The organism is Methylomonas methanica, from assembly GCF_001644035.1.
Classification (GTDB): Bacteria; Pseudomonadota; Gammaproteobacteria; order Methylococcales; family Methylomonadaceae; genus Methylomonas; species Methylomonas methanica_A.
The window spans coordinates 16,185-42,390 of sequence record NZ_LUUG01000048.1; the positions used below are offsets into that span (position 1 = coordinate 16,185).

Below are 26,206 nucleotides of genomic sequence, written 5' to 3' on the forward strand. Positions count from 1 at the left end.
ATTGCTTTGACGGGTCGGCAGACTATTAGCTTTGCCTGGAAAGACCGGAATGTTCTTCGCAACCTATTTTTCCTTCTAGTCAGAACGCTGCCGTAAACAAAGAGCATTTGGCCCTAACTGTGCACATGAAGCCAATAGTAGATTCGGCAAACGATCAACACTTTGGTTGCGCCCTTGTCGGATAGCGTCCTTGGCACCATTCTGAACGACCCATTACTTAGTCAGGAATTCAAAATGAAAAAAGAAATATTGTTTAACAGGAGCCTATGGATATTGTCGGTCTTGATTTATTCATCGGTATTTTCCATTTTATATGCCGATGAAAACTCCGGAAAAAACACAACGATATATACGCTTACCAACGACCCTGTTGTCAATGGCAACGCAGTAGCCGCCTACCGGCAAAATGCGGATGGCAGTCTGGCGCCTTTGCCGGGCTCGCCTTTTTTAACCGGTGGCATGGGCTGGAAAACCAAGTTTGTGCTTCCACATTTCGGCCCTTTCGATCTGGATCAGGCCATTACGCTAAGTCCCGATAAAAAACGATTGTTTGCGGTGAATGGCGGTTCGGACACCGTTGCCGTTTTCGATGTTTCTGACGACGGATCCTTAAAACCCGTCCCGGGTTCACCGTTTCCTTCGGGAGGCAAAAATCCAGTCAGTATTGGCTACGCGGGTGATTACCTGGTCGTGGTCAACAAAAACGAGGATCCCGGTCGCGACATGGCAGCCAGCAAACCTAACTATAGCGTGCATAAAATTACAGAGAATGGCGCTCTGATGCCGGTTCCGGAGGGCAAAGTGGAATTGGCAACGGCATCGCGTTCACCCACGCAAGCGTTGATCGTGAACAACCGGTTTGTTTACGACGGGGATTTCGGCAGCTTTTACCTGCCGGCGCGCGAGGCAATGTGGGGTAAGTTGCTGAATAAACAAAAACCTTCCACGATTCGTGTATTACAGCTATCCGAAGACGGAAAATTATCGCTGCTACAAGAGTTGGAAGCCCCGCAAGGCATTTTTGACGGCGGTCTTGATACCAACAAAGACGGCAAACCGGATCCGTTGATGTTCGGTCTGCAATCTCATCCCAAAGAACCCTTAATTTACGTGTCCATGGTAACTGGCGCAAAACTGGGCGTCTTTGAATACGATGATAGCGGTACCCTCAAATTCGTGGATTCAGCTTCTAACAGCGGTGAGCTCATTTGTTGGGTAGCTATCAATAAGGCTGGTACCCGTGCGTATACGACAAACAACGGTTCGGATACGGTATCGGTTTACGATTTGAGCGATCCCAGGCACCCCAAAGAAATTCAACACATGGATTTGAGGGGTTATGGAGCGCCTTACCAACTTGCGCTCAGTCCCGACGAAAAATACCTCTATACGGTAAAACATCGTACTTTCGATAAAACGCCCGTCGGTGACGGTGGCACGCTGAATGTCGTCGAAATCGGCGCGGAAGGCAGGATTACCGAAAACAAATATTCACCCTATAACATCCCTAATAGAGGAGATCTGTTGGCTCGCCCTCTTGGTATTGCGACCCGATGATGAATAGCCCCCGCATGGTTTCATGCGGGACAACGTTGCAATTCCCTCGATATACCCGGTAACCAAGGAATAAAACCATGCGAAGAAATATAAAAGCTCGATATTTAATGGTCGTAACGGCTGTGCTGCCATTAATAGGCATGTCGTTAACCCACGCTGAAGGGAATACGGCAAACGCATCAGCGCATTTTTCCCCTTATGTGGATGAGACCGGCCGGATTACGTTACCGACCGACTTTCGAAGAACTATGGTGCACCTCGGTTCGTGGCATGTACCTGAAGGCGACGCCAGCGGTTTTCATGATGTTTATGCCGATGGCAAAGCGGTTGATGAATTCCGTAAAACCGGAAAATTTCCTGACGGTGCCGCCATTGTCAAAGAGTTACGGGCATCGACCGCAGGCAATTACACGACTGGTACAGGTGTTAGCTATGCCAACAACACCATCAAACAGTGGTTTGTGATGATTAAAGATAGGCAAGGGCGTTTTCCTAAAAACACTAGTTGGGGCGACGGTTGGGGCTGGGCTTTGGTTAAGAATGACGGCACCAATATCAATGTATCGGCAAATTACAAAAAGGACTGTATCAGTTGCCATACACCCGTCAAAGATAAAGATTGGATATATGTCGAAGGTTACCCAACGCTTTTTCCTAAGAAATGATCTTGACTCTTTACCATAAACATATAGCGATAATTGATGGTTCTTGCCTGAAAGAACCGAAGCAAATCTTTCTATCAGGCTGTTTCTTGCTGTCGCTTTACAGCGTGGAAGCGGCGGCGGATTATCACGTGGAACTATCAAACCGAGCGTTTTATACCGATGATGTCGCACTTTTTACCGTTACGCGACAACTTTCCTTGCTTGATGACCCCACACAGCCAGCGGTGGACAGACCTTCGGGGCGATCGGATTTTATATACGAACCGACGGCGTCAGTATTGCTGGATTTGCCGGAAAATTTCGGCGATACAACTTTTTTTGCCGAAGCGGGTGGCTATGTGTTTGCCGAAAACACCGACTTTACCCACGCAAATTTTCAAACTGCCGTCAGTCGTCAATTCGAATCGGCGACGACGGTGAGTGCGATTTACCGTTTCGTTCCGGATCGCTTGCTAGGTTTCAACATGGTTGAACAAGAATTCGGCGACGCCATCGAAGGAAACGAAAGTTTGACCTCTCACATTTGGTCAATCCACGTGGAGCAGGAACTGACGGCTTGGCTCGCAATGCATGTGTTGGGGCGCTACGGCTTGCGCGACTACGATGGCGTATTCAAGCATCGCAGCACCGACTTATGGACGTTGGGTACGCATTTCGCTATCGAATTAACGGAGGATATCGAACTGTTTTTAGGGTACCACTTTGAAGTTGGCAATGCCCGCAATCAGCGTTCAATCGCATTAAACGACGACGCTTCTTATCAGACTCACTATGCATCGATCGAAATAGAGACCAAGTTGAGCGAGAAAATAAAATTGGCAGTAGATTTCGACTTCGAAAAAAATTGCTACACCACAATGAATCGGCTGGACGAACACTTTGGCAATCCAGAGGAAATCTTTTTGGGCGGCATAGAACTGCGCTATGCCTTAAGTAAGGAGTCGCTGGTTACGCTTGGTTTGGAACATGGTAACCGCCAGAAGCGAAATGAGTTCATTGGTTTCCATAACAACAACCTTTGGCTGGGGATTTCTCATAACTTTTAACCGATGACTACAAAATATGAAGTTGTTTAGCTTTTTCACTAAAGACGGACGCCTGAACATCCCTTGGTGGTTGTGGCTTATGCAAGGCGTCTTCGTCGTCATCGTCGGGTTTGTGTTTTCATTGGCAAGCATATTCAATCCCACGGTTGCTATATTGTCGGTCGCAGACTTTTCCTGGTTACCCGTAATCGGCATATTGATTATGTTACTTGGCGCGTTTGAATGTATTGACGCAGTTTTTTCGTTAGAAGTATGCGATTTTATGCAACGTATGAATGCCGGCGCTTTGGACCTCATCTTCGGTACGTTATTAATATTTGATATTTCAGATACACCGGATCGGTTGAGTTTAATGATCGCGCTTTATTTGTTAACGCGTAGCGTACTTCAGGCCGTTTTCGCAATGAAATTAAAAATTTCGCAACTAGGCTTTAACCTATTCATCAGCGCGGTTTCATTTGTTTTGGGTCTGATGGTTTGGCTTCAATGGCCTACGAGCGAAAGCTGGTTCTTTTCTTTTGGACTCAGTACCAACTTAGTTTTCCGCGGATTGCTGATGATTTACTTGAGCATTTATATCCGCCGTAAAATGTCGCCTGCCTATAGGTAATAAATGTTCCTTCATCTGGATTGATTACACTGCGTGATTACGACACGACATCCTCTATTTATATCAATGCAGTAGCCAACAAGGGTGGCAGAAACGTTACTGCCTAGCGAGCTTATTGCTGCCGAGTATCTGAAACAGATTTTACCTTTAATCCACCAATACAATATTGCGGCCAATCCGATTAACTATGCCATTTGTTACGAATACATAACCGGCAAAAACGCTACGTTGACCAAAGCATTCAGCTTGTTATTGCAAGAAGGCAAACCCTTCACTCAAGCCGTTAGTCTGGAGTTTTACGGCAAATATATTTGCAATGCTTCGCTCGAATCGTTCGAAAATCTCAATCATCAATTTCAGAAGGTCATCGACCAAGCGACTTGTGCTATTAGCGATACTTATAACAGGGCCGAAGAAACCAACGATAATTTTCAGAAAAAATCGACCCTTCTGGAAAATCTTTCCGAAACGGTCGATATTCGAGTCTTGTTACGGGAGATTATTCAGGAAACCCAGTCTTTGGCGCTCACCAGCCAAACTATGCAAACCAAGCTCCAGGGAGCCGGCCACGAGATAGAACAGTTGCGATCGGAATTGAGTCAGATGCAACGAATCGCTAAAACCGACGGCTTAACCGGATTATTGAATAGGCGCGCGTTCGATCAAACATTGGAACATTTAGTGGATCAGGAAGTCAGCGAAGCTCCTGTTTATGGATATCGATCGATTCAAACGTATCAATGACAGCTACGGCCATATTATCGGTGACAATGTGATCAAGTTTGTCGCTTCGTTAATGTGTCAGTTTGCCTTTCCTCACCACCATGTGGCCAGATACGGTGGTGAGGAACTGGCTATCATCATGCCGGATACGACGCTCGAAGAGGCACGGGAAATTTGTGAAAATATCCGAGCCGCCATGGAAAAAAGTCATTTGCGGCGCAAAGCAAACAACGAAGTGATAGGTATCGTCACCATCTCCATTGGTATTGCTCGATTGCAGTGTGGTGAGAACGTGGAAAACTTTATTATCCGCGCCGATAAAGCGCTGTATCAGGCAAAGGAAAATGGTCGTAATCGAGTTGTGTGTTGATTTCTTACCATAAGATAGAGATGTCAGAAAATGATGTTGAAGCAGTCATTCAAAACGCTATTTTTTATATTTTCGGAAGGCAGGTAATGGCCGGCTGCCGCCGATGGCCAGTGACATAATTTCAGTTGCAAATAATTCAGGTTTGCGCTGGATGATTGCAGGTCGGCGGCAACGATTGTAGGTTCAGTTGCAGATAATGTCGGTTTGAACACCTGTTAGTTGCATTTAATTCCGGTCGAAAATTGTGCTGATTGCTGATTGCTGATTGCAGGTTTGCGCGTTTTCGATTGCAAGTCCCTACACTTAAGCCTTGTAACGCGTTATGTTTCTGCAAAAACTACAACAAGGAAAGCTGTTTAGGTGTAGACGGGGCCGCAACTGAAACCGATGCCGAAACATGCGTCGGGCTAGGATACAAAACAAGCCCATTTCGACTATCCGACACTTTAGCGGCCGGGTAAATGATTAGAACATGCTTCAGCTCCCGCAAAAAGGCCCGCTTGAAATCGCGCAAACCTTGATCGGTTACGGCATAACCAGCCCCAAATTGCCCAGACAAGGAAATCCAAGGAATCGTTGTGCGTTTTGAAAGATAACTCATTCGATGTGTGAGCCACACGTAAATATCAAGCGCAAGCGGCGACTGCCGAAGGGCGCGAATGGCTCTCATGTCGAACGGCAACTTGTGGTCAACACACTCGTTGAAAAACCGTTCTGACAATGAAACGCGCGACTGCCATTCGCCGGCTTCTTCCGGATTCTGAGGCGTCCACCAATCGACGCCATCGGCCAGCAAGACGTTTTGTAGCGCCCACTTATCCTTTCCGTCATAGTGACAAGAAATAACCGAACTAAACAGCGTCGTCATGGCATGTTTTAATCGTGTGATGTCACCACGCTTGCCACCGGTACTGTGCAAACCGAGTTCAGCCAGATAAGACGCGAGATTAGGCCCAAGACTAAGCTCGCGTTGGCGCTGTTGTGCAACCTCTGTGCAAACCCAAGTCAACAGCAAGCGGGGCAGGGTACCGTAAGGCAACCCTTCAGGGTGAGCCGTCAACATTGTCAGTGTAAAGTCGCCATTCTTCCGAACAAATCGATAATCTTTAATGCGGCGATGCGGCAAAGTCGCAATCGCCAAAGAACGGGTCATAAAGCCGAGCGTTCCGGCGCTCTTGGCGTCTTCCGCCTCGATGGCAAGATGTGTCTCGATCAGCTCGCGAACCCGGTCAGGTAATTGGCCGGCCTGGTAGTCATAAACCGCCATTTCACTTGAACTCGAAGCGGATTCTTTATGAGAGCTTCTTATGATCTTGTTTGAAGCGCGAGGCTTCTTAGCCGGCGTAGCCGGCTGGGTCGTGGTTTCTTCGATAGAAGAGCTAGACGGGATACGTCTATTCTCCGCCATCTTGGCGGCGACTTCTGCCGCCGTCGCGGGAGATAAGCCGGCTTGAATAAGCTCAGCACGATAATCGTCTTCGTTATATTCGACAGTTGGTTTACTCATGACGGCCTATCTCAGTTCAAAGGGGGTTATTTTTAGTGGTAGCGACGACGGCCGGTAAAATCGTAATGCGTGAAAAACACATAAAAAAGAGTACCGAGATAAAACGCAACAGGTAAACCTGTCGCCGCGTAAATTGAAAGCGCCGCCCAACGTGGCAAAAACAAGTCCACCGCATACAAGGCGAGGAACATTGAACCGAGAGGAAAAATGATAGGCAAGTGTTCCATTCTCCTACTGAAGGCGGAAACAGCATCAATAATAAACATTACATAAGTGAACCAGATTTCATAAAGACGATACATTTAAAACTCCAACACTAATTTGCAGATTTGAGCGCCCGGTAAACCGACGCACGGCTAATGCCAAGCTGTTTGGCAATTTTTGTTGCCCCTTGTTTTTGATTATGTAGCTCCAGAATCTTGTCGTTATCGACAGATTTTTTCCCCCCTCGATACGCCCCCCTGGCTTTGGCTGCTTCGATTCCTTCCCGCTGCCGCTCCTTCCTTAAATTAGTTTCAAATTCAGCGAACACACCAAGCATGTCGTAAAACGCCTTTCCGGCCGCCGAATCGGTATCGATAAGCTGTTCAGTTGCTCGTAACGATACCCCGCGTTTTTTGAGGTCTATAACGATGTCTTGTAGGTCTTTAATACTGCGGGCTAGACGATCCACTCTTGTCACAACCAGCGTGTCGCCTGGTCGAAGGAAATCGAGCAGGATTTTCAATTCATGCCGTCCGTGCCTGCTCGTACCTGAAGCTTTTTCAGCCCGAACAATATCGCAACCAGCTTGCCTTAAAGCTTGCTCTTGTAAGGTGTAATCTTGATCTGCGCTGGATACCCGCGCGTAACCGTAAAGTGCCATATGAGTATGAAAAATGTTTCAACAGGGTTTAGACATAATCAGAATATCAGTTTGTCTCAAGACAAACAACCCTGATGAAACAAAAAACTGTTTCAAAAGAATTGCGTCAACAAGGTATACCCCAGAAAGACGACCAGTATATGTAGCGGGTGTCATTTTCAGAAGGCGGCTGCACTGCCTTGTCTGGACTACTTCTTACGGGAGCGTTCAATGTGCAGAACGGCGTCAAGCAACGCTAATGAATTGCATGCATCGGATGCGTAAATCGTGCGAGTCCTTGGGTCATAGGACACCGTGACGAACGGGTCTGATGTGCGTTCCGCACTCCGGGGAGCTTGACGCCTGGAGCGGTAGGCTCTGCATACCTCCCTCTTTTCGGCAAGCTGTTGATTGATTTTCTTCCAGTCAAAGAGATAGTCCGGATACAACCGGCGAATGTCACGCTTTTCCTGCGGCTCAAGCGTGTAGTTGCGAATACGCTTAATGTTGAAATTGCTTCTGCCGACCTTGACCGTGAGATAACAAAAGCCCTTTCTGGTCGTGATGAAGGCGCTGCTTTGTTTGCGTTTCATTGTTTCTCGCTCCTTGTCAGGAATCGGCTGCACATCGGGATGGCTATCCAATAAACTGGCGCAGTCGAATTCTGAAAATGACAGCGGGACCGCCGCCATTTATGGCCGCGTTGCTTTCGCAAGGCAATCCCTATGTCCGAATAAATCAAGATAATACGTCGCCAACTCAACCCCTGCATGATTTGTATAGACTTTCATCTTCTTCAAAAGATAAGTGGAATCCACTTGTTTACCGCAACGCTCACAATTCCCGTATCGATCAGAGCCGCCGTTTAATCTCTTCATGCTGTAGATGTAGCTTTCCATTCTCTTATTCTTAAAACTGGCCTTGGCGTGATGCCCGGCCTAAAAAATGATTTTCGCGCATGCGAAAATCAACAGGTATGGCGACAGCGCAACCGGGATAAGCCCAGCGGCTAAAGGGGGGGCGCCGACGCGATAGCAGAGGCGCATCGCCCTTATTGAGCGTTTCGCCGCAAGGCCAACCTGGCAAGGTTGGCCTTGCGGCGATTTCAACTAAATATAAGGCGCGGGGTTCTGCGTTGGCTGGAATATAGCGGCTCATAATGGTTTCTCCGATCTGTTAGAAAGGTGCCCATTACTGGGCACCTTGTTTGCAAGGCTTCCGGCTCTTAAGCGGCTTTGAGTTTTTTCATTTCTTCGGCCAGCGTCCAAAGCGCCTTATTCAGTCTAACGTTCTCGGTCACGCTCTTAACTTCCCTTGCCCGTTGTGAGTTTCTAGTATTGAGGTTCTGCACACTCACCCCGCCTTTCAAAACCTTTTCTTGCAACACGTTAAACGTTGTCCAAAGGTCGGCGGATTGGTCAGCAGTCCGGCGCGGTCTTAATAGCTCAGCATTGTTGACGCTGACCTCTTCACCGTCCCAGCGCAAACCCTTTGCCGCTTCCGCAAAAATCCCTTGTTCGGCTCTGGTCAACATAAGGCCGCGCATTGCGTCCATGTGTTCAATGGCTTTGGGGGTTTCCGTAACGATTCGATAAGTCCCCTCGATGACGTTATCAACCACATTGCCGCTGTGGCGTACCCGTACACAATCAATTTGCCCATCACTAACAATCATCCCATTTGAGCAAACCAAGCGATAAAGCCCGGCGCTCAATTGATAGCTGCTGGTTCCATCGTGTGAATTGACTAGAACGATTTCGGGTTTAACCTCGCCGACGCTAGAAAAACCGTCGTGCTGGCGGAAGCGGATCAGGTGTTTTGCAAAGCCCTTTTTATCTTCGCTACGTGTGCGAGACTCGGAAGCGAACACCGGCAAAAAGCCCTCATTACGTAAAGCCTCAACGATATTGATGGTCGGGATGAATTTATAGGTTTCAGCGCGTGAACCGTGCTTAGCTTCAGCGAAAACAGACGGGGCCAAACGGCGCAAAGCGTCATTTTCCAGCGGGCCTTGGTTCATGGTGTTATAGAAGCGATTGTTAAACATGGTGACTACCTCACTCAAAATGGCCTTGGCGAAGTGCCCGGCCTGATTCTTATAATACGCCCCATTGGGGCGTATGTCAAACACTTTTTAACACAAAAATTAAAATAAGTTATTGATTCGTAAAGTGTTGTTGGTATGGATTATGCAATCGGGATTAAGGGTTCAGGGAAGCGGGGAATCAAATAAAGCGCGGCATCGCCGCACCTTATCTATTCTTAACTGGGCATACTCCAGCGGTTGGAGTGAATCGGTCTTAATGGGACGAGGGCTTGCGGTGCGTACTGTTTGACAGGGAGGCCGGCGCGGTCAAGGGGTCGTGGAATAAAAAGAGAGCGAAGCGAACGGCTTTATGCCGCGAAAGCCCCTTGACCGAATAAGCCGGCCTTTCTGTCAATGTCAGCGCACAGTGAGCAAGCCTCTCGCATTAAGGCATCTGAAGGACGATGTGAGCAACGGAAGTTCTTGTAGTGGTGACAAACTGATCAGACCAGGCGCAAGGAGTTGTCGCAACGTGCTTTACTCGGTAAAATTTGGTGTCATAACAAGACTGGCGCCGAGCTTATATTGTCACCAACCAGCGCGGGAGGGTAGGGGATAAACCTCAGCGGCAAAGGGGTGTTGAGCCTGAGAAGGCGAAACGTCCCTTTTTGAGCGCGGCAAGGCGGTCTGATGATTGTAAGCGTTAGCCTACAAGTTGCACGCGACCGAGCGAATAGCGAGTCAAGAAGGGCGTCCGGTTTTCGCGATAGTGAAAATGCCCCAAAGAATCAAAAAGAAGAGGACGACATATACACAATTTTTCGCTTTTTCGGGGGCAGATTGGAGGCCCCCACGCGAAAAAATGTGCATATGTCTTGTTTTTTGATTTTAAAAAACCTGGCGACACTAAACACCTAAAAGGGTCATAAGCGATAGGTAATTTGGGGCAATAAGATTTGTTTTTAAATAAAAATGTCCTGTAAAATTGTCAGATAAAGCGTACATATAGCACAATTTAAAGCGCTAAAATAATAACAAACATCCGCCAGATTATACTAATTTGGTAGTAGAATAGGGTATTTTATGGCATCACAAGAGACAGATCATCTATGAACTTACTGCCTTGCAGTCTCGCCAATAGTATCTTGGAGGGCGATTTAGAACTAGCCGCGCAACAGCAAACGCTCAACAAACTGATCGTCATGGAGACGCCAAGCGGGTTTTACGTGATTGCACGATTCTTATGGGCGAAAGATAGAGATTGGTATTTAACGACCCGGCGGAAGCGAACAGAACCTAGACTCTATAAGGACTTAATACGATTGAATAAAAATATGAAGGAAATATTCCCAACGGTAGGATTTGAACTACTGAGAAATCAAAATTTGCCACCTGCCGAAGATAATTAACCTGCATAGACACATAACGCGGCCTAAAAATAAAGCCAATAAATAGTATCCGTACATACCAAGGAATGGTATATTGGCAACACACTAAACAGTGTTGATACGGAGAACTACCGATGTTTGACCTTCTGGCATTGGCGCAAGAATGCGCTCCCACTGTAGCACCCCAGACAATGGCGGCAATCGTCAATGTCGAATCTGGCAAAAATCCTTATGCAATTGGCGTAGTTGGCGGGAGACTCGAACGCCAACCATCTAATCAACAAGAAGCCGTGGCAACGGCAAAGGCCTTGGCTGAAAATGGCTGGAATTTCTCGGTAGGTGTTGCACAGGTCAATCGCTATAACCTACCCAAATACGCCATCAGTCTTGAGCAGGCATTTGATGCCTGCACGAACATTCGGGTTGGCTCGCAAATCCTTGAAGAGTGCTATGTACGCGCAGCGAAAATCACACCTGACACGCAAGCCGCCTTACAAGCCGCATTTTCCTGCTATTACTCCGGCAACTTTACTCGCGGCTTTCAACCCGATGTAGCCGGTAAGCCTAGCTATGTAGAGAAAGTCTTAGCCAACGCCGACGTAGCAACGCAAGTCATTCCGGTTGTCCCGAACATCCAATCAAACGGTTCAAAACCCAAGGCTGATCGAGCTGCATCGGCACCTGTTACAGTAACGAAACAGGCGGCACCATCCGATAATGCACCGGTATTACTGCGGCGCAGTAATGACGCGGTGCAACTGAAAACAATGGAGACAAATCAGCCCTCCGGACAAGAAAAACCAGTCACCAATCACACAGGGAAGTTGATAGACAATGCACCTGCTGATATAGAGACGGACCTACCGCGTAGCTCCGCTATCGTGTTTTAGGAGGACGGCATGAAACTTATGGTTGTTGAAAGTCCGAACAAGATTAAAAAGCTTGAATCCATTCTTGGTAGTGAATGGAAAGTTGTCGCAAGCGTCGGCCACATACGCGACTTGCCTCGCAAGGAACTAGGCATTGAACAGCCGGGCTTTACGCTTAACTACGAATACATCCCAGCGGCATCCGCTAACGGCCGCATGTTTCCCGGCGGCGAAGAGCGTGCCGACCGCATCCGCAAGGAGGCGGGCAAAGCCGAAATGGTCTACCTAGCCAGCGATCCGGATCGCGAAGGCGAAGCCATCGCCTGGCACCTCAAAGAAGCACTTGCTTTAGACGAAACGGATTATTTGCGCGTGACTTTTGACGCTATTACGAGTGACGTAATCCGCGATGCCCTGAAGAAAGCGCGAAAAATTGATTACAACCTGGTACATGCACAAGAAGCACGTCGCGCTCTTGATCGCATGTACGGTTACTTAGTGTCTCCCTTGCTTTCCAACATGTTAGGCATGTCGTTATCAGCTGGGCGGGTGCAAAGTCCCGCCGTTCGCCTGGTTGTCGATCAAAACCGCCGAATCAAAGCTTTCAGGAAGACGACGCACTTCGGTGCCGTTGTTTCCTTTGATGGCGATACATGGCAAGCGGAATGGAACACTAAGCCGTTTGTCAGTGAGGACAAGCCGTATATTCTTGATGAGGCTCTGGCGACGCGCGTAGCGGCTTGCCGGCAATTCAAAGTAACCGCGTCGGATAGCGGGCCGGCGAAGCAATCGCCGCCGCCGCCGTTTTCAACCTCCTTGCTGCTACAAGCAGCAAGTGTAAGTTTAAAACTCGATCCGGAAGTAACCGCAAAGCTTGCGCAAAAACTGTTTGAGCAAGGAGCCATTACCTACATCCGGACGGACAGCGTAAATTTCAGCGATGAAGCGATTGCGGAAATTCGCGGCTTTGCCGAAGGCAAAGGTTGGCCGCTACCCGGCAAACCCCGAAGATTCAAGGCCAAGGGCGACGCGCAAGAGGCGCACGAAGCGATACGACCGACTCATATCGACGTTGAGCAGGCAGGTGAAGACGACTCGCAAAGGGCGTTATATCGGCTTATCTGGCAACGCTCAGCTGCCTCTCAATTGGCCGATGCAAAATACAAGGTGAACACTGTCACGCTCGAATCCACAGATAGCGAACAGGTTTACGAGTTCAAGGCCAAAGGCCGCGTACTCGTAGAACAAGGGTGGCGCATCCTGACCGCGAAAGACGCGGTGAAGGATGAAGACGAAGGGGAGGGCGACGACGACGCCAGCGGCGGCAAAGTCCCGTTGCTCGATGTCGGATCGGCCAAGCCGGCCGAATCCGGTAAATTGCTCCGGAAAGAGACAAAGCCACCATCACGCTTCACCAAAGCTAGTTTGATTGCCAAGCTAGAAGCCGAAGGCATCGGGCGGCCGTCCACCTATCCGGCAATCATGCAGAACATCATGAGCAAGGGCTACCTGGTTGAAGAGAAGCGGTTTTTAGAGCCTACGGAAACGGGCGTCTTATTGGTCGATCAGCTAGTAAAAGCCGAGTTCGCGTTCATTGAATTACCATTTACGCGCGGACTTGAGGAAGAGTTAGACGGCATTGCCGAAGGCAATAGCGGTTACATAGATGTAGTGGCCCCAGCCTTCGAACAGCTTCAAACCGACATTAACGCCGTGGAAAGCAGCGGAGCCATAAAGCCGCGTTTCCCTTGCCCAAAGTGTGGCGGCGGCCTACGCCGCTATTCACCGGCCGGAAAATCGCCTTTCTGGGGTTGTACGAACACCGAATGCAAGACATTCATGGATGACGCCGACAATAAACCCATTGAGCGTAAAACTTACACTTGTGCGGTGTGCGAAACCGGGGCAATGCGCCGCTTTAAACGCAAGACCGGCAACGGTTACTTGTGGGCCTGCTCAAACGATGAATGTAAGCATTTCATGGACGACAAGGACGGTAAGCCCATTGAAACCGTTGTCCATACCTGCCCAACATGCAAGTCGGCACCGCTACGGCGCTACCGGAAAAAAGACAACGAAACAGGCAAGCCAAAAGGTGGCTTTGGCTGGTTTTGTACGAATACCGATTGTAAAACGTTTCTCGATGACGCAAAAGGTAAGCCGCTTGTGCTCAAAACATCACCCTGCCCCGATTGCGGGCGAATAATGTACCGCCGCAAAGGCCAGTACGGCTACTGGTGGGGGTGCAGCGGATACAAGGACGGCTGTAAAACCATTATGGACGATAAGGACGGCAAGCCCGTAAAACGCCCGCCAAGAATAACCAATAAACTATAAAAAATCATACCAAGTTACTATAATTTGGCTTATACTGACAAACAACAACAACCATTTAACTTATGGGGGTAATGGCTTAAAGTTATGACAGCCACACGCAACTAAATCCGGCGGCAAGCCGGTGAATCACCAAGCAATCTTTTTATAAAAACCTGGAGTACAACATGACAAAGAAGCTAGATCGAGTAATCGTATTAGGACTTTTCGCCCTGCTGGCCTTGATGGCGGTTGAGCCAGCATTCGCGGCGGGCGGTTTGGACAAAGTGAATACGTTTGTCCAAAACGTGTTAGCCGTGCTGCAAGGCATCGCTATTGCCGTTGTTACCTGCGCCATTATGTGGGCAGGCTACAAGTTTTTGTTCAAACACGCGGACATCGCCGAAGTGGGCAAAATTTTGGGCGGTGGTTTACTGGTCGGCGGTGCCGCCGAGTTAGCCGCGTATCTTTTGGGTTAGTATGAATTTGCGGCAACGTAAAGGAGTTAACAATGAACCAAATGGAAGACAATGATCCACGCGATCCGCTGTTTAAGGGATGTACTCGACCGGCTATGGTGTTGGGCGTACCACTGGTGCCGCTCACCATCGTAACCGGAACAGTCGTACTCATATCGATTTGGACATCCCTACTCGTCTCGTTGCTGCTTATTCCGCTCATCGTGGTGATGCAGCTCATCACCAAACACGACGACCAGCAATTTCGCTTGTTGGGGCTAAGAATCATGTTTAGGGGCGTTAATCGCCCACTGCTGAATCGGTTGTTTCATTGCAACCGAAACGGCGAATTCTGGAAGGCATCCGCCTACAGTCCTATCCCCTTCAAACAACGCATCAAGTGAGGCGATATGTCAGCGCAACCTAAATATTTTCATCAAATCAACAATGAGCGGGCTGTAGCGCCGTTTTTGCCATACAGTAGCCATGTATCGGCAAATACCATCGTCACGAAAGATGGCGATTATATGCGTATCTGGAAATTGGCCGGCATCAGTTTTGAGACGGCCGACGCCGATGAAATCCTATTACGCAAGGATCAATTGAATACGCTGTACCGTTCGATTGGTTCGAGTTATGTTGCTCTGTGGTCGCATTGCGTTCACCGGCAAACATCGGACAGATTGAGATCCTCGTTCGATAATGAGTTCTGTCGTAACTTCGATACAAAATATTACGATTCATTTGCCGGCTATCGAATGATGGCAAACGAACTGTATTTGACGGTGGTGTATCGGCCGAATCCCTCGCGAATGGATAAAGCGTTTGTGAAGGCCGGACGACGCTCACACGCTCAAATCATGGAGGATCAAAAGGCCGCCATCCGCAAACTAGACGACATCGCGTACCAAGTCGAATCCAGCTTGCGCCGTTATGGGCCAGACGAAAAACAAGGCGGCAGGCCTGAAGAATTAACGACCTATGAAGAAAATGGCGTGCTGTTTTCTCAGGCCTTGTCGTTTTTGAATTTTCTAGTGTCTGGTGAGTGGCAAAAAGTACGGGTGCCAAAAGCCCCGCTGAATGAATATCTCGGTACTGCTTGGATATTTGTCGGTACCGAAACGATAGAAATTCGCTCACCGACAAAAACACGTTTCGCTCAATGCATTGACTTCAAAGACTACACCGCACATACCGAGCCAGGCATTCTGAACGGGTTGATGTATGAAGATTATGAGTATGTCGTAACCCAGTCGTATAGCTTCATGGCGAAACGACAAGGTAAGGAATTCCTAGAGAAACAACTTGGACAGCTCCAGAACGCAGAAGACGGCAGCGCCACCCAGCTCGAACAAATGCGGCAAGCAATTGACCAGCTAATTCAAGGCGAGTTTGTCATGGGCGAATATCATTATTCGCTCATGATCTTTGGTGAATCCGTTGAAAAGGTTCGCCGAAACACAACATCGGCGATGACGATTATTCAGGATCGGGGGTTTCTGGCCGCCCTGGTGGCGACGGCAACGGATGCCGCATTTTACGCGCAATTGCCGTGCAATTGGAGCTATCGGCCGCGTGTAGCCGGTCTAACAAGCAAGAATTTCGCCGGCTTATCCAGCTTTCACAATTTCCGCGCGGGTAAACGCGACGGAAACCCGTGGGGACAGGCCGTTATGATATGCAAAACGCCATCAGGACAACCGTTGTATCTCAATTTTCATTACTCAAAAGGCGATGAGGATTCTTACGATAAAAAGGTGCTTGGCAATACCCGCATCATCGGGCAGTCCGGTGCAGGTAAAACCGTTTTAATGAATGCACTGTTATTGCAATCACAGAAGTACAAATCCAAAGCGCCACTTGGTTTTACGTCGGTCTTTTTCGATAAAGACGAAGGCGCGAAGCTTTGTATCAAGGCTATCGGCGGCAAATACCTATCCATCAAAAATGGGTTGCCGACAGGCTTTAACCCGTTTCAAATAGAAAAGAGCGAAGCAAACATTCTTTTTTTGGAAAAACTCGTTCGTGCACTGGTATCGGGCGAAGGCCAGCGGGTTACGACATCAGACGAACTACGAATCAGCCAAGCTGTTCGCACCGTTATGAATATGCCGGTCGGGCTTCGCCGTTTATCAACGGTTATTCAGAACATGACTGAAGGAACCGATAAGGAAGACCGCGAGAATAGCATTGTAAAACGGCTTTCACGTTGGTGTTATGACGATGGCAACGGCCGACAAGGGCCGTTCGCCTGGGTGTTAGATTGTCCGACCGATGAAATTGATTTCACCACGCATACGAATTACGGATTTGACGGCACTCACTTTCTGGATAATGCCGATGTTCGCACGCCTATTTCAATGTATTTGTTGCATAGAATGGAATCGGTCATTGATGGCCGGCGGTTTATTTATTGGATGGATGAAGCGTGGAAATGGGTTGATGATGAGGCCTTCGCTGAGTTCGCTGGCAACAAGCAGCTTACGATCCGTAAACAAAACGGCTTCGGCGTGTTTGCAACACAAATGCCTAGCAGCCTTTTGAATTCAAAAATCGCTTCAGCCCTGGTGCAACAGGTGGCGACGGAAATTTATTTGCCGAATCCAAAGGCCGATTTTAATGAGTACGTCAATGGCTTCAAGGTATCCGAAGCCGAATTCGACATTATCAGAAACATGGGCGAGGAAAGCCGGATGTTCCTGATTAAACAAGGCCATCAATCGATGATTGGCCGCCTCGATCTAACCGGCTTCGATGATGAGCTGGCAATCCTATCCGGTAGTGTCGATAACGTCGAACTGCTCGATACGATCACCGCCGAAGTCGGCGATGATCCGAATGTTTGGCTCCCTGCATTCCACGAACGCCGCAAGGCTCGCGTGGCGTCCTCTAAATCGAAGTAATGAGGTAACTTTATGAAAAAAACTATTATTTGTGTGGCAATTTCGGCATTATTTGCATCAACAACGCAAGCTCAGGAAGCGGTTATCGATGTCGCCGCAATTGAACAGGCCGCGCAACAAGTCGCGGCCTGGGGTGAGCAGCACGGCCAAATGATCGAACAAATCACAGCAATGGGAAACCAGCTTGCACAATTAAAGCAAACCTATGACAGCCTCAACGGCAATCGGAATCTTGGCACGATCATGAACAACCCGGCGCTACGAAACTACCTGCCGCAAGATTGGCAAAAGGTTTATGACGGCGTGAAACAGGGCGGTTATTCCGGCCTAACAGGTACGGCGAAAACGATGTACAAACAAGTTTACGATGGCTGTAAACACATTGCGGTTGACGACGAACGCCTAGCGTGCGAGGCGTCGGCCGTGAAAGGTGCACAAGATAAAGGGTTTGCAATGGATGCTTACGACAAGGCGCAAGGTCGTATGGATCAAATCGACCAGCTTATGGCGAAAGTCAATGATACTCAAGACCCGAAAGCCATTGCCGAACTGCAAGCCCGGATCGCGACCGAACAGGCAAACATTCAGAATGAACAAACCAAGTTACAAATGTACGCAATGGTAGCGGAAGCAGAAGATAAGATGCAGCAACAGAATAAACGCGAAATGAATGCCAGAACCTGGGCGGCCAAAAAAGGCATTTCCGCCGAACCAATCACTTTTAACAATCCATAGAAAGCGGTTTGCCTACCGCCATAGAAACATAAGGAGCTTCGATCATGAATAGAACAGCAATATTTTTATTGGCGGTAGGTATGTTGTCAGTAATGGCAGGATGCAAAGAGGAAAAAACGGATACTTCAGCAGCGGATACACCGAAAGATTCAACGGCGCAAGCTGTACAAGTCGTGGAAGCAGTGCAAACCGTTGACTGGTACAAAGCGCATGACGCAGAGCGTCATAGCATGTTAGCTAAGTGCCGCAATAATCCTGGCCAGATTGGTGCGACACCTAATTGCATAAACGCAAGTCGAGCCGATGCATCCAGTGTATGGGCCGCAAGAGGGGGCGCTATTAAAGTAGCACCCTTGACGGCCGCCGACCTCAAGCAGCATAAATAGGACATCTATATGGACCCGATGGTTTTTCAGTTTATTGGCGATACCGTCAAAAACGCAACCGATGTATTTGTTACGCCGGCCGCGACTAATTTGATGACCGCCTTACAGTTAGTGTCCTTAACAGGCGTCACACTGTATATCACACTCACTGGCTATGCGATTGCTACCGGCGCAGTGGAGTCTTCATTTTGGACGTTCGTTAAGCAGTGCATCAAAATCAGCATTATTGCTGTATTCGCGTTGACAGTAGACGGTTATGTCGATGGCATAATGGCGGCATTCGAAGGATTGGAAACCGGGTTATCGGATGCTATGGCCACTGCTGGAGCGCCGGCTGGTTCTGTCTATGAAACTCTTGATACCTCACTTGGAAAGGGCATTGCAATTGTCGAGCAATGTTTTCAAAAAGCCGACGAAGCGGGTTTTAACATAGGCTCAGCGTTGGGCTGGTTTGCCGCTGGTGTTACCGTAGCGATAGGTACAATATTGGTTTCAATGATCGGCGGTGCCGTTATTATCGTAGCGAAGTTCGCAGTTGCGGTCATGTTCGCTCTTGGGCCGATATTCGTAATGAGCTTAATGTTCCCCATAACGGCCAAATTCTTTGATAGTTGGTTTGCACAGGTAATGAATTACACACTCACGGTCGTCATCACTGCAATAGTCATGACATTTGCAATGGCAGCCTATGATACTTTTGTGGCTGCCGCCGACTTTTCTGGTAGTGGCGACAGTAACCCAATGTTTGCCGCAATGCAGATCGGCGCTCTAACTGGCGTTCTGCTTTGGATTCTTTTACAAGTAGGCGGCATGGCATCCGGGCTGGCGGGCGGCATGTCTATGGCGGCGATGGGAATCCGTCACCTTATGATGCCTGTTACTGGTGGACTCAACGCCGCTAAAGGTGTTGGCAATATAGTTAATCCAATGAGCACCAGGCGAGATATGCAGTCCGGAATGATGGTGACGGCTCGTCGTGGCAACCATCTAATAGCGGGTAACACCATATGGAACCCTGCATACCGTCAGCACGTCGCGCAAAACATGGGTAAAAACTGGGGTCGCGCAAGCGGCGGCAGTGTCAAACAGTAAACACTAACGCATTCAAAAATAGACCGTTCTTTTCTACTGGGAAAGAGCGGCTTATTTTGTCTTTTAAATACCATATTGCTATACTTTGGTTTCCATATTTGTGTATACTGGCACGCGTCAATAACCAAATACGGACAATAAACATGAAGCTCGCAATCGTCATATTTTTAACTGCGGCTGTCACCGGTTGCGCTGGGAAAACAGGAACATTGCCCACGTTAGACGGTACACAGCGAGTACCAATCAACAAACAGGTGCCAACAATTAATCAACAGGAGAGTAATCATGTCAGGAAATAATCCTAAAGATTTGCACGACGACGCAATGGATTGGGAGGCCTCTAAAACCCTTGCTCGGGAGAAATCAGAACGCCGCGCTTGGAGTGTCGCCATATTGGCAGGAATCATGACCGTTTTATCGTGGCTCGCCATTGTAATTATGATGCCCCTAAAAGAGAGCGTGCCCTATGTTATCCGCGTGGACAACGCAACCGGCGTGCCTGACATCGTAACCGCAATGGACGATAAAAAAGTGACGGGCGACGAAGTAATGGATAAGTATTGGCTTGCTCAATACGTCCTTGCCCGCGAAACCTACGACTGGCACACATTACAGCAAGACTATGACAAGGTAGGCCTACTGTCGTCGCCTAATGTCGGCAAAGCTTATGCTGAATTGTTCGATGGAAAAGACGCGCTCGATAAACGCTACGGGGAAAACATCCGCGCAACAGTGAAGGTCATCAGTGTTGTGCCATCTGGCGCTGAAACCGGCACTGTTCGGTTTATAAAAACGACAAAGCGGGTCGATGAAGAGGGGCCGGGGGCCTCCACGTCTTGGGTTGCAACTATTGCTTTTGAATATCGCAATCCATCCATCATTAAAGAAAGCCAACGCCTAGTCAATCCGTTTGGCTTTCAAGTGCTGAGCTATCGCGTCGATCCTGAAATGATTGGAGGTAAACAATGATTCGCGTCCTATCTCTTTCTATAGCAATTGCGCTGGCATTGCATAGCACGGCCACTATTGCGGTGGACATGCCGCAAAGTTCTAAGTTCGACAACCGTATTCAGCACGTTGATTACAATGCCGGCGATGTAGTTGTCGTCCGAACAGTACCGGGCATCAGTACCCGAGTAGTTTTTAGCCCTGGTGAAAACGTTCTGGATATAGCATCCGGATTTACGCAAGGCTGGAATTTTCAAGAACGCGAAAACGTTTTATACATCAAGCCGCAATCCATCAAAGGCGAAAATGGTCAGCCGTCTATGCCACCAGAGGCCGGGAAATGGAATACCAACCTGCTTGTGAAAACGAACCTGCGTCTATACGACTTCGATTTGCAGCTACTTCCCGGTTCGAATAGCGGCGCTCCAGCCACCAATCAGCGGATTTCTTACCGCGTCGAATTCCGGTATCCGGAGGATGAAGCCGAAAAAGCGAAAAAGGCATTAGAAGCTCAAGCAGCCAAGGTAAAGCTGGATGCCAAAACGGCCCCTCGAAACTGGAATTATTCCATGCAAGTCGGGCCAGATTCTGAAGGTATCGCTCCAACTCTAGCCTATGACGACGGCCGGTTTACCTACCTCAAATTTCCAAACAACAGGGATTTCCCGGCCGTGTTTCTAGTGGCCGCCGATAAAACCGAAAGCCTGGTAAACACGCATGTAGACAAAGATGTAATGGTCATTCAGCGCGTCGCGTCTGAACTTGTTCTTAGGCTCGGGAATTCGGTCGTTGGTATTTATAACGATAGTTACGACATAGACGGCGTGCCGGCGAATGACGGCACAACGGTTCCGGGTGTGAAGCGCGTCATTATTACAGGCGAGGAGACGAATCATGAATGAAGCTAATCAACAAGAAGCTGAGCTACATGCGCTCGAAGGTGAGCGTGGAATGCCTAGCGTCAATGAGCGGGGGCCATCAACCGCAACACGCGGCGTGATTGTCTTTTTCATCGCTCTATTCATCGTCCTGGCCGGAAGCCTCGGATATTGGAAATATCAGATTAACCAAAATCGAAACGCACAAAATGCCGCACAAAAGGAATTGCAAATCACGAGCGCGGTTCCCTCGCGTACCTTTACCGATCTTCCGACAAAGCCGCCGGCACAGGTTACGCCGGTTCCGACAGTAATCCCTATAGCGGAAAATAAGCCACCAATAGTATTCGACAAATCCGGACGCGCTCAAACGGCAGACAGCAAGCCACAACAAGTGTTAGACAAGTCGGGTTCAACAATGATGGTCGGGGGGGCAAAAAATCAAGACGCCGCCACACTAAGCGGGCATGCATCGCCGTCATTGCAGCGCGAAGCGCCTGGCGAAATGGCGGCACTATTGACCTCGACACGTACACCGCCTAGTTCGGCCGGCACGCTGGGAAATCGCAACTTCATCTTGGCAAAAGGTAGTTTTATCGATTGTGCACTGCAAACCAGATTGGACTCAACCGTACCGGGTATGACCGCGTGCGTGATTACGCGCAATATTTATAGCGATAACGGCAAAGTGTTGTTGCTCGAACGCGGTTCTGAAGTTACCGGCGAATATCAGTCAAACATGAAGCACGGGATGGCACGAATTTTCGTGCTATGGAATCGCATAAAAACCCCGAACGGCATCGTGATAGCACTCGATTCGCCCGGTACCGACCAACTCGGCGGCGCAGGCTTACCTGGCTATGTCGATAATCATTTTTGGGATCGGTTCGGCGGGGCGTTGCTACTGACATTGATTAACAGTGCGGCACAAGGCCTATCAAGCTATGTCGGGAATCTAAGTAGTCAAGCGGGTCTTCAGCAGAATTTTAATGGCGGCGGCGGCTCGGCCAGCGCACAAAACGTAGCAACAGAAGCCTTGCGAAACACCATCAATATTCCCCCAACTCTGTACAAAAACCAGGGGGAACAAGTCGGCATTTATGTCGCCCGCGACCTTAACTTTTCGAGCGTGTACGATGTCTCAGCAGCTCAATGATTATATTGCCGGTGAAGTGAACCGGGCAACATCGGTCAATTACCATTTGGAATTTGCACGCGAATGGATGGCCGACAATGAAATTACCGAAGTTGTGGTCAACCGGCCCTCTGAAGTTTGGTGCGAACGACTAAACGTATGGGAAAAGCACGAAGTGCCCGAACTCACGTTCGAACACTTGATGTCTCTAGCGACCGCAACGGCCAAGTTTGCCAATAATGACGTGTCAGACACAAGGCCGATTCTATCGGCCATTCTGCCCGGCGGTGAACGTGTGCAAATTGTGCTGCCGCCGGCATGTGAACATGGCACGATCTCGGTCACGATCCGTAAGCCGTCGTTTAATGTTCGAACGTTGGCCGACTACGAAAAGCAAGGCTTTTTCAACCACATTCGGCCAGTGGCCAGCGAACTTAACGAGGACGAAAAAGAACTGCTACGGATCAAGGAAAGCCATGATTACATCCAATTCCTACGTCGCGCCGTCCAACTTGAAAAAGTCATTGTCGTAGCCGGTGAAACCGGATCGGGCAAAACAACGTTCATGAAGGCCTTGATGCAAGAAATACCATCAAACCAACGCATCATTACGATAGAAGACGTGCCGGAATTGTTCTTGCCATCACACCCGAATCACGTCCACCTGTTCTATCCCAGCGAAGCCAAGGAAGAAGAAAACGCCCTGGTAACGGCTGCGGCCTTGTTAAAAAGCTGTTTACGGATGAAGCCGACTCGCATTCTGCTTGCAGAATTGCGCGGCGGCGAAACATTCGATTTTATCAACGTGGCCGCATCCGGCCACGGCGGCAGCATTACCAGCTTACATGCTGGATCGCCGCAACTGGCATTCGAGCGTTTGGCGTTGATGATTCTGCAAAACCGTCAAGGCCGCACACTCCCCTACCCTGTTATTCGCCGCTTACTGTATTTGGTAGTCGATGTAGTGATCCACGTTCACAACGATATTGAGAGCGCCGCCGGCCGACACATAACCGAAGTATGGTATGAGCCGACGCTAAAACGAGCGCCCGCACCAACAGAAGATAGGCACGATGACGGCGCATAGCCTGTTTTTCGTTATTTGGCGACCAGAGGCCGGCATCGATCGCGCGGTATTGTCACCAATAGCCGGGCGGGTTGCCCGTTGATTATCAATGGAGACAAACACGCGCCCGCCGGCGCCGCTCGCTGTCTCCAAAACATCCCCAACTGGCGACAAGAAAGGCGTTCGAAGAACAACCGATTGTCACCACTACTTATAAGGTCGCCTTTGGCGACAATTTAAGGCTACCTGGTCGCGGCCAGCGTCACCAAGTAGCTAAATAAGGATTGAACTATGGAAATGCCTAAATGGGTTAAATGGTTAATCGGAATCGTGGTATTCGCCGCCGCGACAATAGCCATTGCGTGGCTGGCCGGCTTCGTATTTTTTCTGCTTAGCAAGACAAACCCTTTCGATAAAACCGAATTATCCTCTTGGTGGACATACTGGCAATACTATCAAGATGATCCGGTTATCTTTAAAAGACTCAAGGTATCCGGAATCATTGCGGCCGTTATCGGTTATGGCGTGCCCCTCTTTGTGATTAGCGATTTAATGCGCGAAGTTCGCACGTTGCACGGCGAAGCCCGCTTTGCGAACACAAGCGAGATAGAGAAAGCCGGACTGTTAGGTAACGTCGGAATCATTGTAGGCAAGTGGAAAGATCGGTTTTTACTCTTTCCTGGTATGCAGTTCGTTCTACTGGCGGCACCGACGCGCTCAGGTAAAGGCGTCGGCATTGTCGTACCGAATTTGTTGAACTTTCCAGAGTCGGTTGTTACGCTGGATGTGAAGCTGGAAAACTTCCTGATTACCTCTAAGTTTCGCGCCCGCCACGGGCAAGAAGTTTACTTGTTCAATCCGTTCGCGGCAGACGGAAGAACGCACCGCTATAACCCGCTGGGCTACATTAGCAATAATCCAAGGCTTCGAGTAACTGAAATCCTGGCAATTGGTTACGCGCTATATCCTGGCGCTAGTAGAGATTCGTTTTTTGATGATACCGCCCGAAACCTGTTCCTTGGCTTGACCTTGTACCTATGCGAAACGCCGGGCCTGCCGCGCACTTTTGGTGAACTGCTTCGGCAATCATCCGGCAAAGGCCAACCAATTAAGACCTATCTGCAAAACCTAATCATTTCCCGCAACTACAGGGAAGTTGAGGAAGTGGACGAAGACGGGGTAATCACAAAAAATCTGGTTCCAATTCTTCATTGGGATGGTAAAGGTCTGCCGCCGCTGTCAATGGAATGCGTGGACGCCTTAAATCGTTTCACCTGCACGTCGGATAACACGTTATCAAGCATTCTCACAACGTTCAACGCTCCGCTGACAATCTGGGTTAGCCCGATAGTCGATGCCGCCACCAGCGCCAACGACTTCGATCTACGAGACGTACGCAAAAGGCGCATGTCTATCTATCTAGGCATTCCCGCTAACAAGCTCGCCGAAGCCGAATTGTTGCTCAATCTGTTTTTCTCTCAGCTAGTGAATCTCAACACCGATGACCTGCTGTATTCGAAGCCGGAGCTTAAATATCAATGCCTAATGTTGATGGACGAATTCGCCGCGCCTGGCCGGATCGGCATTATCGACAAATCCAATTCCTACATGGCCGGGTATGGTATGCGAATGCTAACCATCATTCAGTCGCCGTCTCAGATTGAGGCCGAACCCCGTAAGGGGTATGGCCGCGAAGGGGCGGGGACGTTGATAACGAATCATGCCTTGCAAATCCTTTATACGCCGCGAAAACAAAGCGACGCAAACGAGTATTCGGAAATGCTGGGCTACTACACGTTCAAAGCAAAAGGGTTGAGCCGGCAACGCGGCGGCCGAAACGAAGGCGGCCACAGTGAATCCGAATCGGATCAAAAACGGGCCTTGATGCTCCCGCAAGAACTCAAGGAAATGAGTCTGCGGAAGCAAATCATTAACCTTGAAAATACAAAGCCCATTCAATGCGAAAAGATCGCCTATTACGCGGATCACGCATTCATTGACCGCCTCAAATCGGTATCGCCGACGCTTGCGGCGTTAGACAACACCCCTATTCGCAACTGGTTTCGCAAGAAAGGTATCACCATCAAGGCAAAGCCATCCAAGGAGCTGCTAGAAGCAACCTGGGGGCGTGGTGAACTGGCAAGCAACATCCCGTTGATCGATTTGGATTTGCACGACGCCATCGTGCAAGAACGCAGTCGGCCAATGACGCCGGCAGACATTTCTAAGGGCATTGATCTTAGCAAGCTCGCCATCGACGCATCGAATATTCCGGTTCCAAACGGGCCTGATTTGCAGCCCGAAGAAATCGAAGCGTTTGTAGATGACTTCTTTAACGCCCTCGATGCCGTGAATGAATATAACGAAGACGGCTCCAGTGAGCGCCCCAGCGAAGACGAACTTGCGGCGTTAGGTGCTCAAGCAAATCCGGAAACATTAGAAAGCCCAACTTACGATCAAAATGTAATAGAGCTAGTGGAACCTTCAGCCGAAGAACTTGCGGACATGATGGACGAAATTTATCACGCCGATGAAGGGACGAATGAAGCGGAAATGCTGGCAGCGATGGCCGGCGAAGACGATTCTCCAGAATATCCAGACTGGTTAGACGATGCACCAATACTTGATCTAAGTGTGCTTGAAAAGCCTGTCGCATCAAAAGAAGACCGCGAATTATAAGGCATTGA

Annotated in this window: 25 protein-coding genes; 20 read left to right on the forward strand and 5 right to left on the reverse strand. The window is 49.0% G+C overall.

Features of this window, described 5'->3' with window-relative positions; translation table 11 throughout:
• Positions 1–459 precede the first annotated feature (459 nt).
• The 6 genes from A1332_RS03865 to A1332_RS25905 all read left to right on the forward strand — a co-directional run bounded on the left by A1332_RS03865 (position 460) and on the right by A1332_RS25905 (position 4,971).
• Positions 460–1,557 carry a lactonase family protein gene (locus tag A1332_RS03865; RefSeq protein WP_197491388.1) on the forward strand — a complete coding sequence of 366 codons (1,098 nt, stop codon included), beginning with the start codon at positions 460–462 and terminating at the stop codon, positions 1,555–1,557.
• 77 nt (positions 1,558–1,634) lie between these two features.
• Positions 1,635–2,222 carry a cytochrome P460 family protein gene (locus A1332_RS03870; RefSeq protein ID WP_036275521.1) on the forward strand — a complete coding sequence of 196 codons (588 nt, stop codon included), beginning with the start codon at positions 1,635–1,637 and terminating at the stop codon, positions 2,220–2,222.
• Positions 2,223–2,326: 104 nt separating this feature from the next.
• Complete coding sequence (locus A1332_RS03875) at positions 2,327–3,268, forward strand: hypothetical protein (RefSeq protein WP_155931050.1); 942 nt, start codon at positions 2,327–2,329, stop codon at positions 3,266–3,268.
• Between the two features lie 16 nt (positions 3,269–3,284).
• The gene (locus tag A1332_RS03880; RefSeq protein ID WP_026600374.1) at positions 3,285–3,878 is read left to right on the forward strand and encodes a hypothetical protein; all 594 of its coding nucleotides are present in this window, start codon (positions 3,285–3,287) and stop codon (positions 3,876–3,878) included.
• A gap of 84 nt (positions 3,879–3,962) precedes the next feature.
• Positions 3,963–4,622 carry a GGDEF domain-containing protein gene (locus tag A1332_RS03885; protein WP_026600375.1) on the forward strand — a complete coding sequence of 220 codons (660 nt, stop codon included), beginning with the start codon at positions 3,963–3,965 and terminating at the stop codon, positions 4,620–4,622.
• Positions 4,591–4,971, forward strand: coding sequence for a GGDEF domain-containing protein (locus A1332_RS25905; protein ID WP_026600376.1), 381 nt, complete (start codon positions 4,591–4,593; stop codon positions 4,969–4,971). Before A1332_RS03885 ends, A1332_RS25905 begins: the two co-directional genes overlap by 32 nt.
• 337 nt (positions 4,972–5,308) lie before the next feature.
• Here the strand turns inward: A1332_RS25905 and A1332_RS03895 are convergent, their stop codons facing one another.
• From A1332_RS03895 to A1332_RS03920, 5 genes are all read right to left on the reverse strand, one after another.
• The gene (locus tag A1332_RS03895; RefSeq protein WP_082879521.1) at positions 5,309–6,478 is read right to left on the reverse strand and encodes a replication protein RepA; all 1,170 of its coding nucleotides are present in this window, start codon (positions 6,476–6,478) and stop codon (positions 5,309–5,311) included.
• 32 nt (positions 6,479–6,510) lie between these two features.
• Positions 6,511–6,780: a hypothetical protein gene (locus A1332_RS03900; RefSeq protein WP_064007248.1), complete on the reverse strand. Its 270-nt coding sequence runs from the start codon at positions 6,778–6,780 to the stop codon at positions 6,511–6,513.
• A gap of 14 nt (positions 6,781–6,794) precedes the next feature.
• Complete coding sequence (locus A1332_RS03905; RefSeq protein WP_064007249.1) at positions 6,795–7,343, reverse strand: recombinase family protein; 549 nt, start codon at positions 7,341–7,343, stop codon at positions 6,795–6,797.
• A gap of 188 nt (positions 7,344–7,531) precedes the next feature.
• Positions 7,532–8,014 carry a hypothetical protein gene (locus A1332_RS03910; protein WP_231890205.1) on the reverse strand — a complete coding sequence of 161 codons (483 nt, stop codon included), beginning with the start codon at positions 8,012–8,014 and terminating at the stop codon, positions 7,532–7,534.
• Between the two features lie 533 nt (positions 8,015–8,547).
• On the reverse strand, positions 8,548–9,369 hold the full coding sequence (locus A1332_RS03920; RefSeq protein ID WP_064007251.1) for a DUF932 domain-containing protein: 822 nt from the start codon (positions 9,367–9,369) through the stop codon (positions 8,548–8,550).
• A gap of 1,088 nt (positions 9,370–10,457) precedes the next feature.
• Between A1332_RS03920 and A1332_RS03930 the strand changes: the two genes are divergently transcribed.
• The 14 genes from A1332_RS03930 (at position 10,458) to A1332_RS03995 (ending at position 26,198) form a co-directional block, all read left to right on the forward strand.
• Positions 10,458–10,757: a hypothetical protein gene (locus tag A1332_RS03930; RefSeq protein WP_064007253.1), complete on the forward strand. Its 300-nt coding sequence runs from the start codon at positions 10,458–10,460 to the stop codon at positions 10,755–10,757.
• 113 nt (positions 10,758–10,870) lie between these two features.
• Positions 10,871–11,626 carry a lytic transglycosylase domain-containing protein gene (locus A1332_RS03935; protein WP_064007254.1) on the forward strand — a complete coding sequence of 252 codons (756 nt, stop codon included), beginning with the start codon at positions 10,871–10,873 and terminating at the stop codon, positions 11,624–11,626.
• A gap of 9 nt (positions 11,627–11,635) precedes the next feature.
• Positions 11,636–13,942, forward strand: coding sequence for a type I DNA topoisomerase (gene topA, locus A1332_RS03940; RefSeq protein WP_064007255.1), 2,307 nt, complete (start codon positions 11,636–11,638; stop codon positions 13,940–13,942).
• Between the two features lie 164 nt (positions 13,943–14,106).
• Positions 14,107–14,397, forward strand: coding sequence for a TrbC/VirB2 family protein (locus A1332_RS03945; protein ID WP_064007256.1), 291 nt, complete (start codon positions 14,107–14,109; stop codon positions 14,395–14,397).
• 32 nt (positions 14,398–14,429) lie between these two features.
• A complete protein-coding gene (locus A1332_RS03950; protein WP_064007257.1) occupies positions 14,430–14,780 on the forward strand; it encodes a type IV secretion system protein VirB3 in 351 nt (116 codons plus the stop codon).
• Between the two features lie 6 nt (positions 14,781–14,786).
• Positions 14,787–17,279 (forward strand): VirB4 family type IV secretion/conjugal transfer ATPase, encoded by a 2,493-nt coding sequence (locus A1332_RS03955; protein ID WP_064007258.1) that lies wholly within the window; start codon positions 14,787–14,789, stop codon positions 17,277–17,279.
• A 12-nt stretch (positions 17,280–17,291) separates the two neighbouring features.
• The gene (gene virB5 / locus A1332_RS03960; protein ID WP_064007259.1) at positions 17,292–18,014 is read left to right on the forward strand and encodes a P-type DNA transfer protein VirB5; all 723 of its coding nucleotides are present in this window, start codon (positions 17,292–17,294) and stop codon (positions 18,012–18,014) included.
• A gap of 44 nt (positions 18,015–18,058) precedes the next feature.
• A complete protein-coding gene (locus A1332_RS25210) occupies positions 18,059–18,400 on the forward strand; it encodes an EexN family lipoprotein (protein WP_157203934.1) in 342 nt (113 codons plus the stop codon).
• 9 nt (positions 18,401–18,409) lie between these two features.
• Positions 18,410–19,492 (forward strand): type IV secretion system protein, encoded by a 1,083-nt coding sequence (locus A1332_RS03970; protein WP_064007260.1) that lies wholly within the window; start codon positions 18,410–18,412, stop codon positions 19,490–19,492.
• Positions 19,493–19,777: 285 nt separating this feature from the next.
• Positions 19,778–20,461, forward strand: coding sequence for a virB8 family protein (locus A1332_RS03975; RefSeq protein WP_064007261.1), 684 nt, complete (start codon positions 19,778–19,780; stop codon positions 20,459–20,461).
• Positions 20,458–21,342, forward strand: coding sequence for a P-type conjugative transfer protein VirB9 (gene virB9, locus A1332_RS03980; protein ID WP_064007262.1), 885 nt, complete (start codon positions 20,458–20,460; stop codon positions 21,340–21,342). The genes A1332_RS03975 and virB9 overlap by 4 nt, the downstream gene beginning before the upstream one ends.
• The gene (virB10, locus tag A1332_RS03985) at positions 21,335–22,474 is read left to right on the forward strand and encodes a type IV secretion system protein VirB10 (RefSeq protein ID WP_064007263.1); all 1,140 of its coding nucleotides are present in this window, start codon (positions 21,335–21,337) and stop codon (positions 22,472–22,474) included. The genes virB9 and virB10 overlap by 8 nt, the downstream gene beginning before the upstream one ends.
• Positions 22,455–23,540 (forward strand): P-type DNA transfer ATPase VirB11, encoded by a 1,086-nt coding sequence (gene virB11 / locus A1332_RS03990; protein WP_064007264.1) that lies wholly within the window; start codon positions 22,455–22,457, stop codon positions 23,538–23,540. Before virB10 ends, virB11 begins: the two co-directional genes overlap by 20 nt.
• Positions 23,541–23,810: 270 nt before the next feature.
• Positions 23,811–26,198: a type IV secretory system conjugative DNA transfer family protein gene (locus A1332_RS03995; RefSeq protein WP_064007265.1), complete on the forward strand. Its 2,388-nt coding sequence runs from the start codon at positions 23,811–23,813 to the stop codon at positions 26,196–26,198.
• Positions 26,199–26,206: the final 8 nt, after the last annotated feature.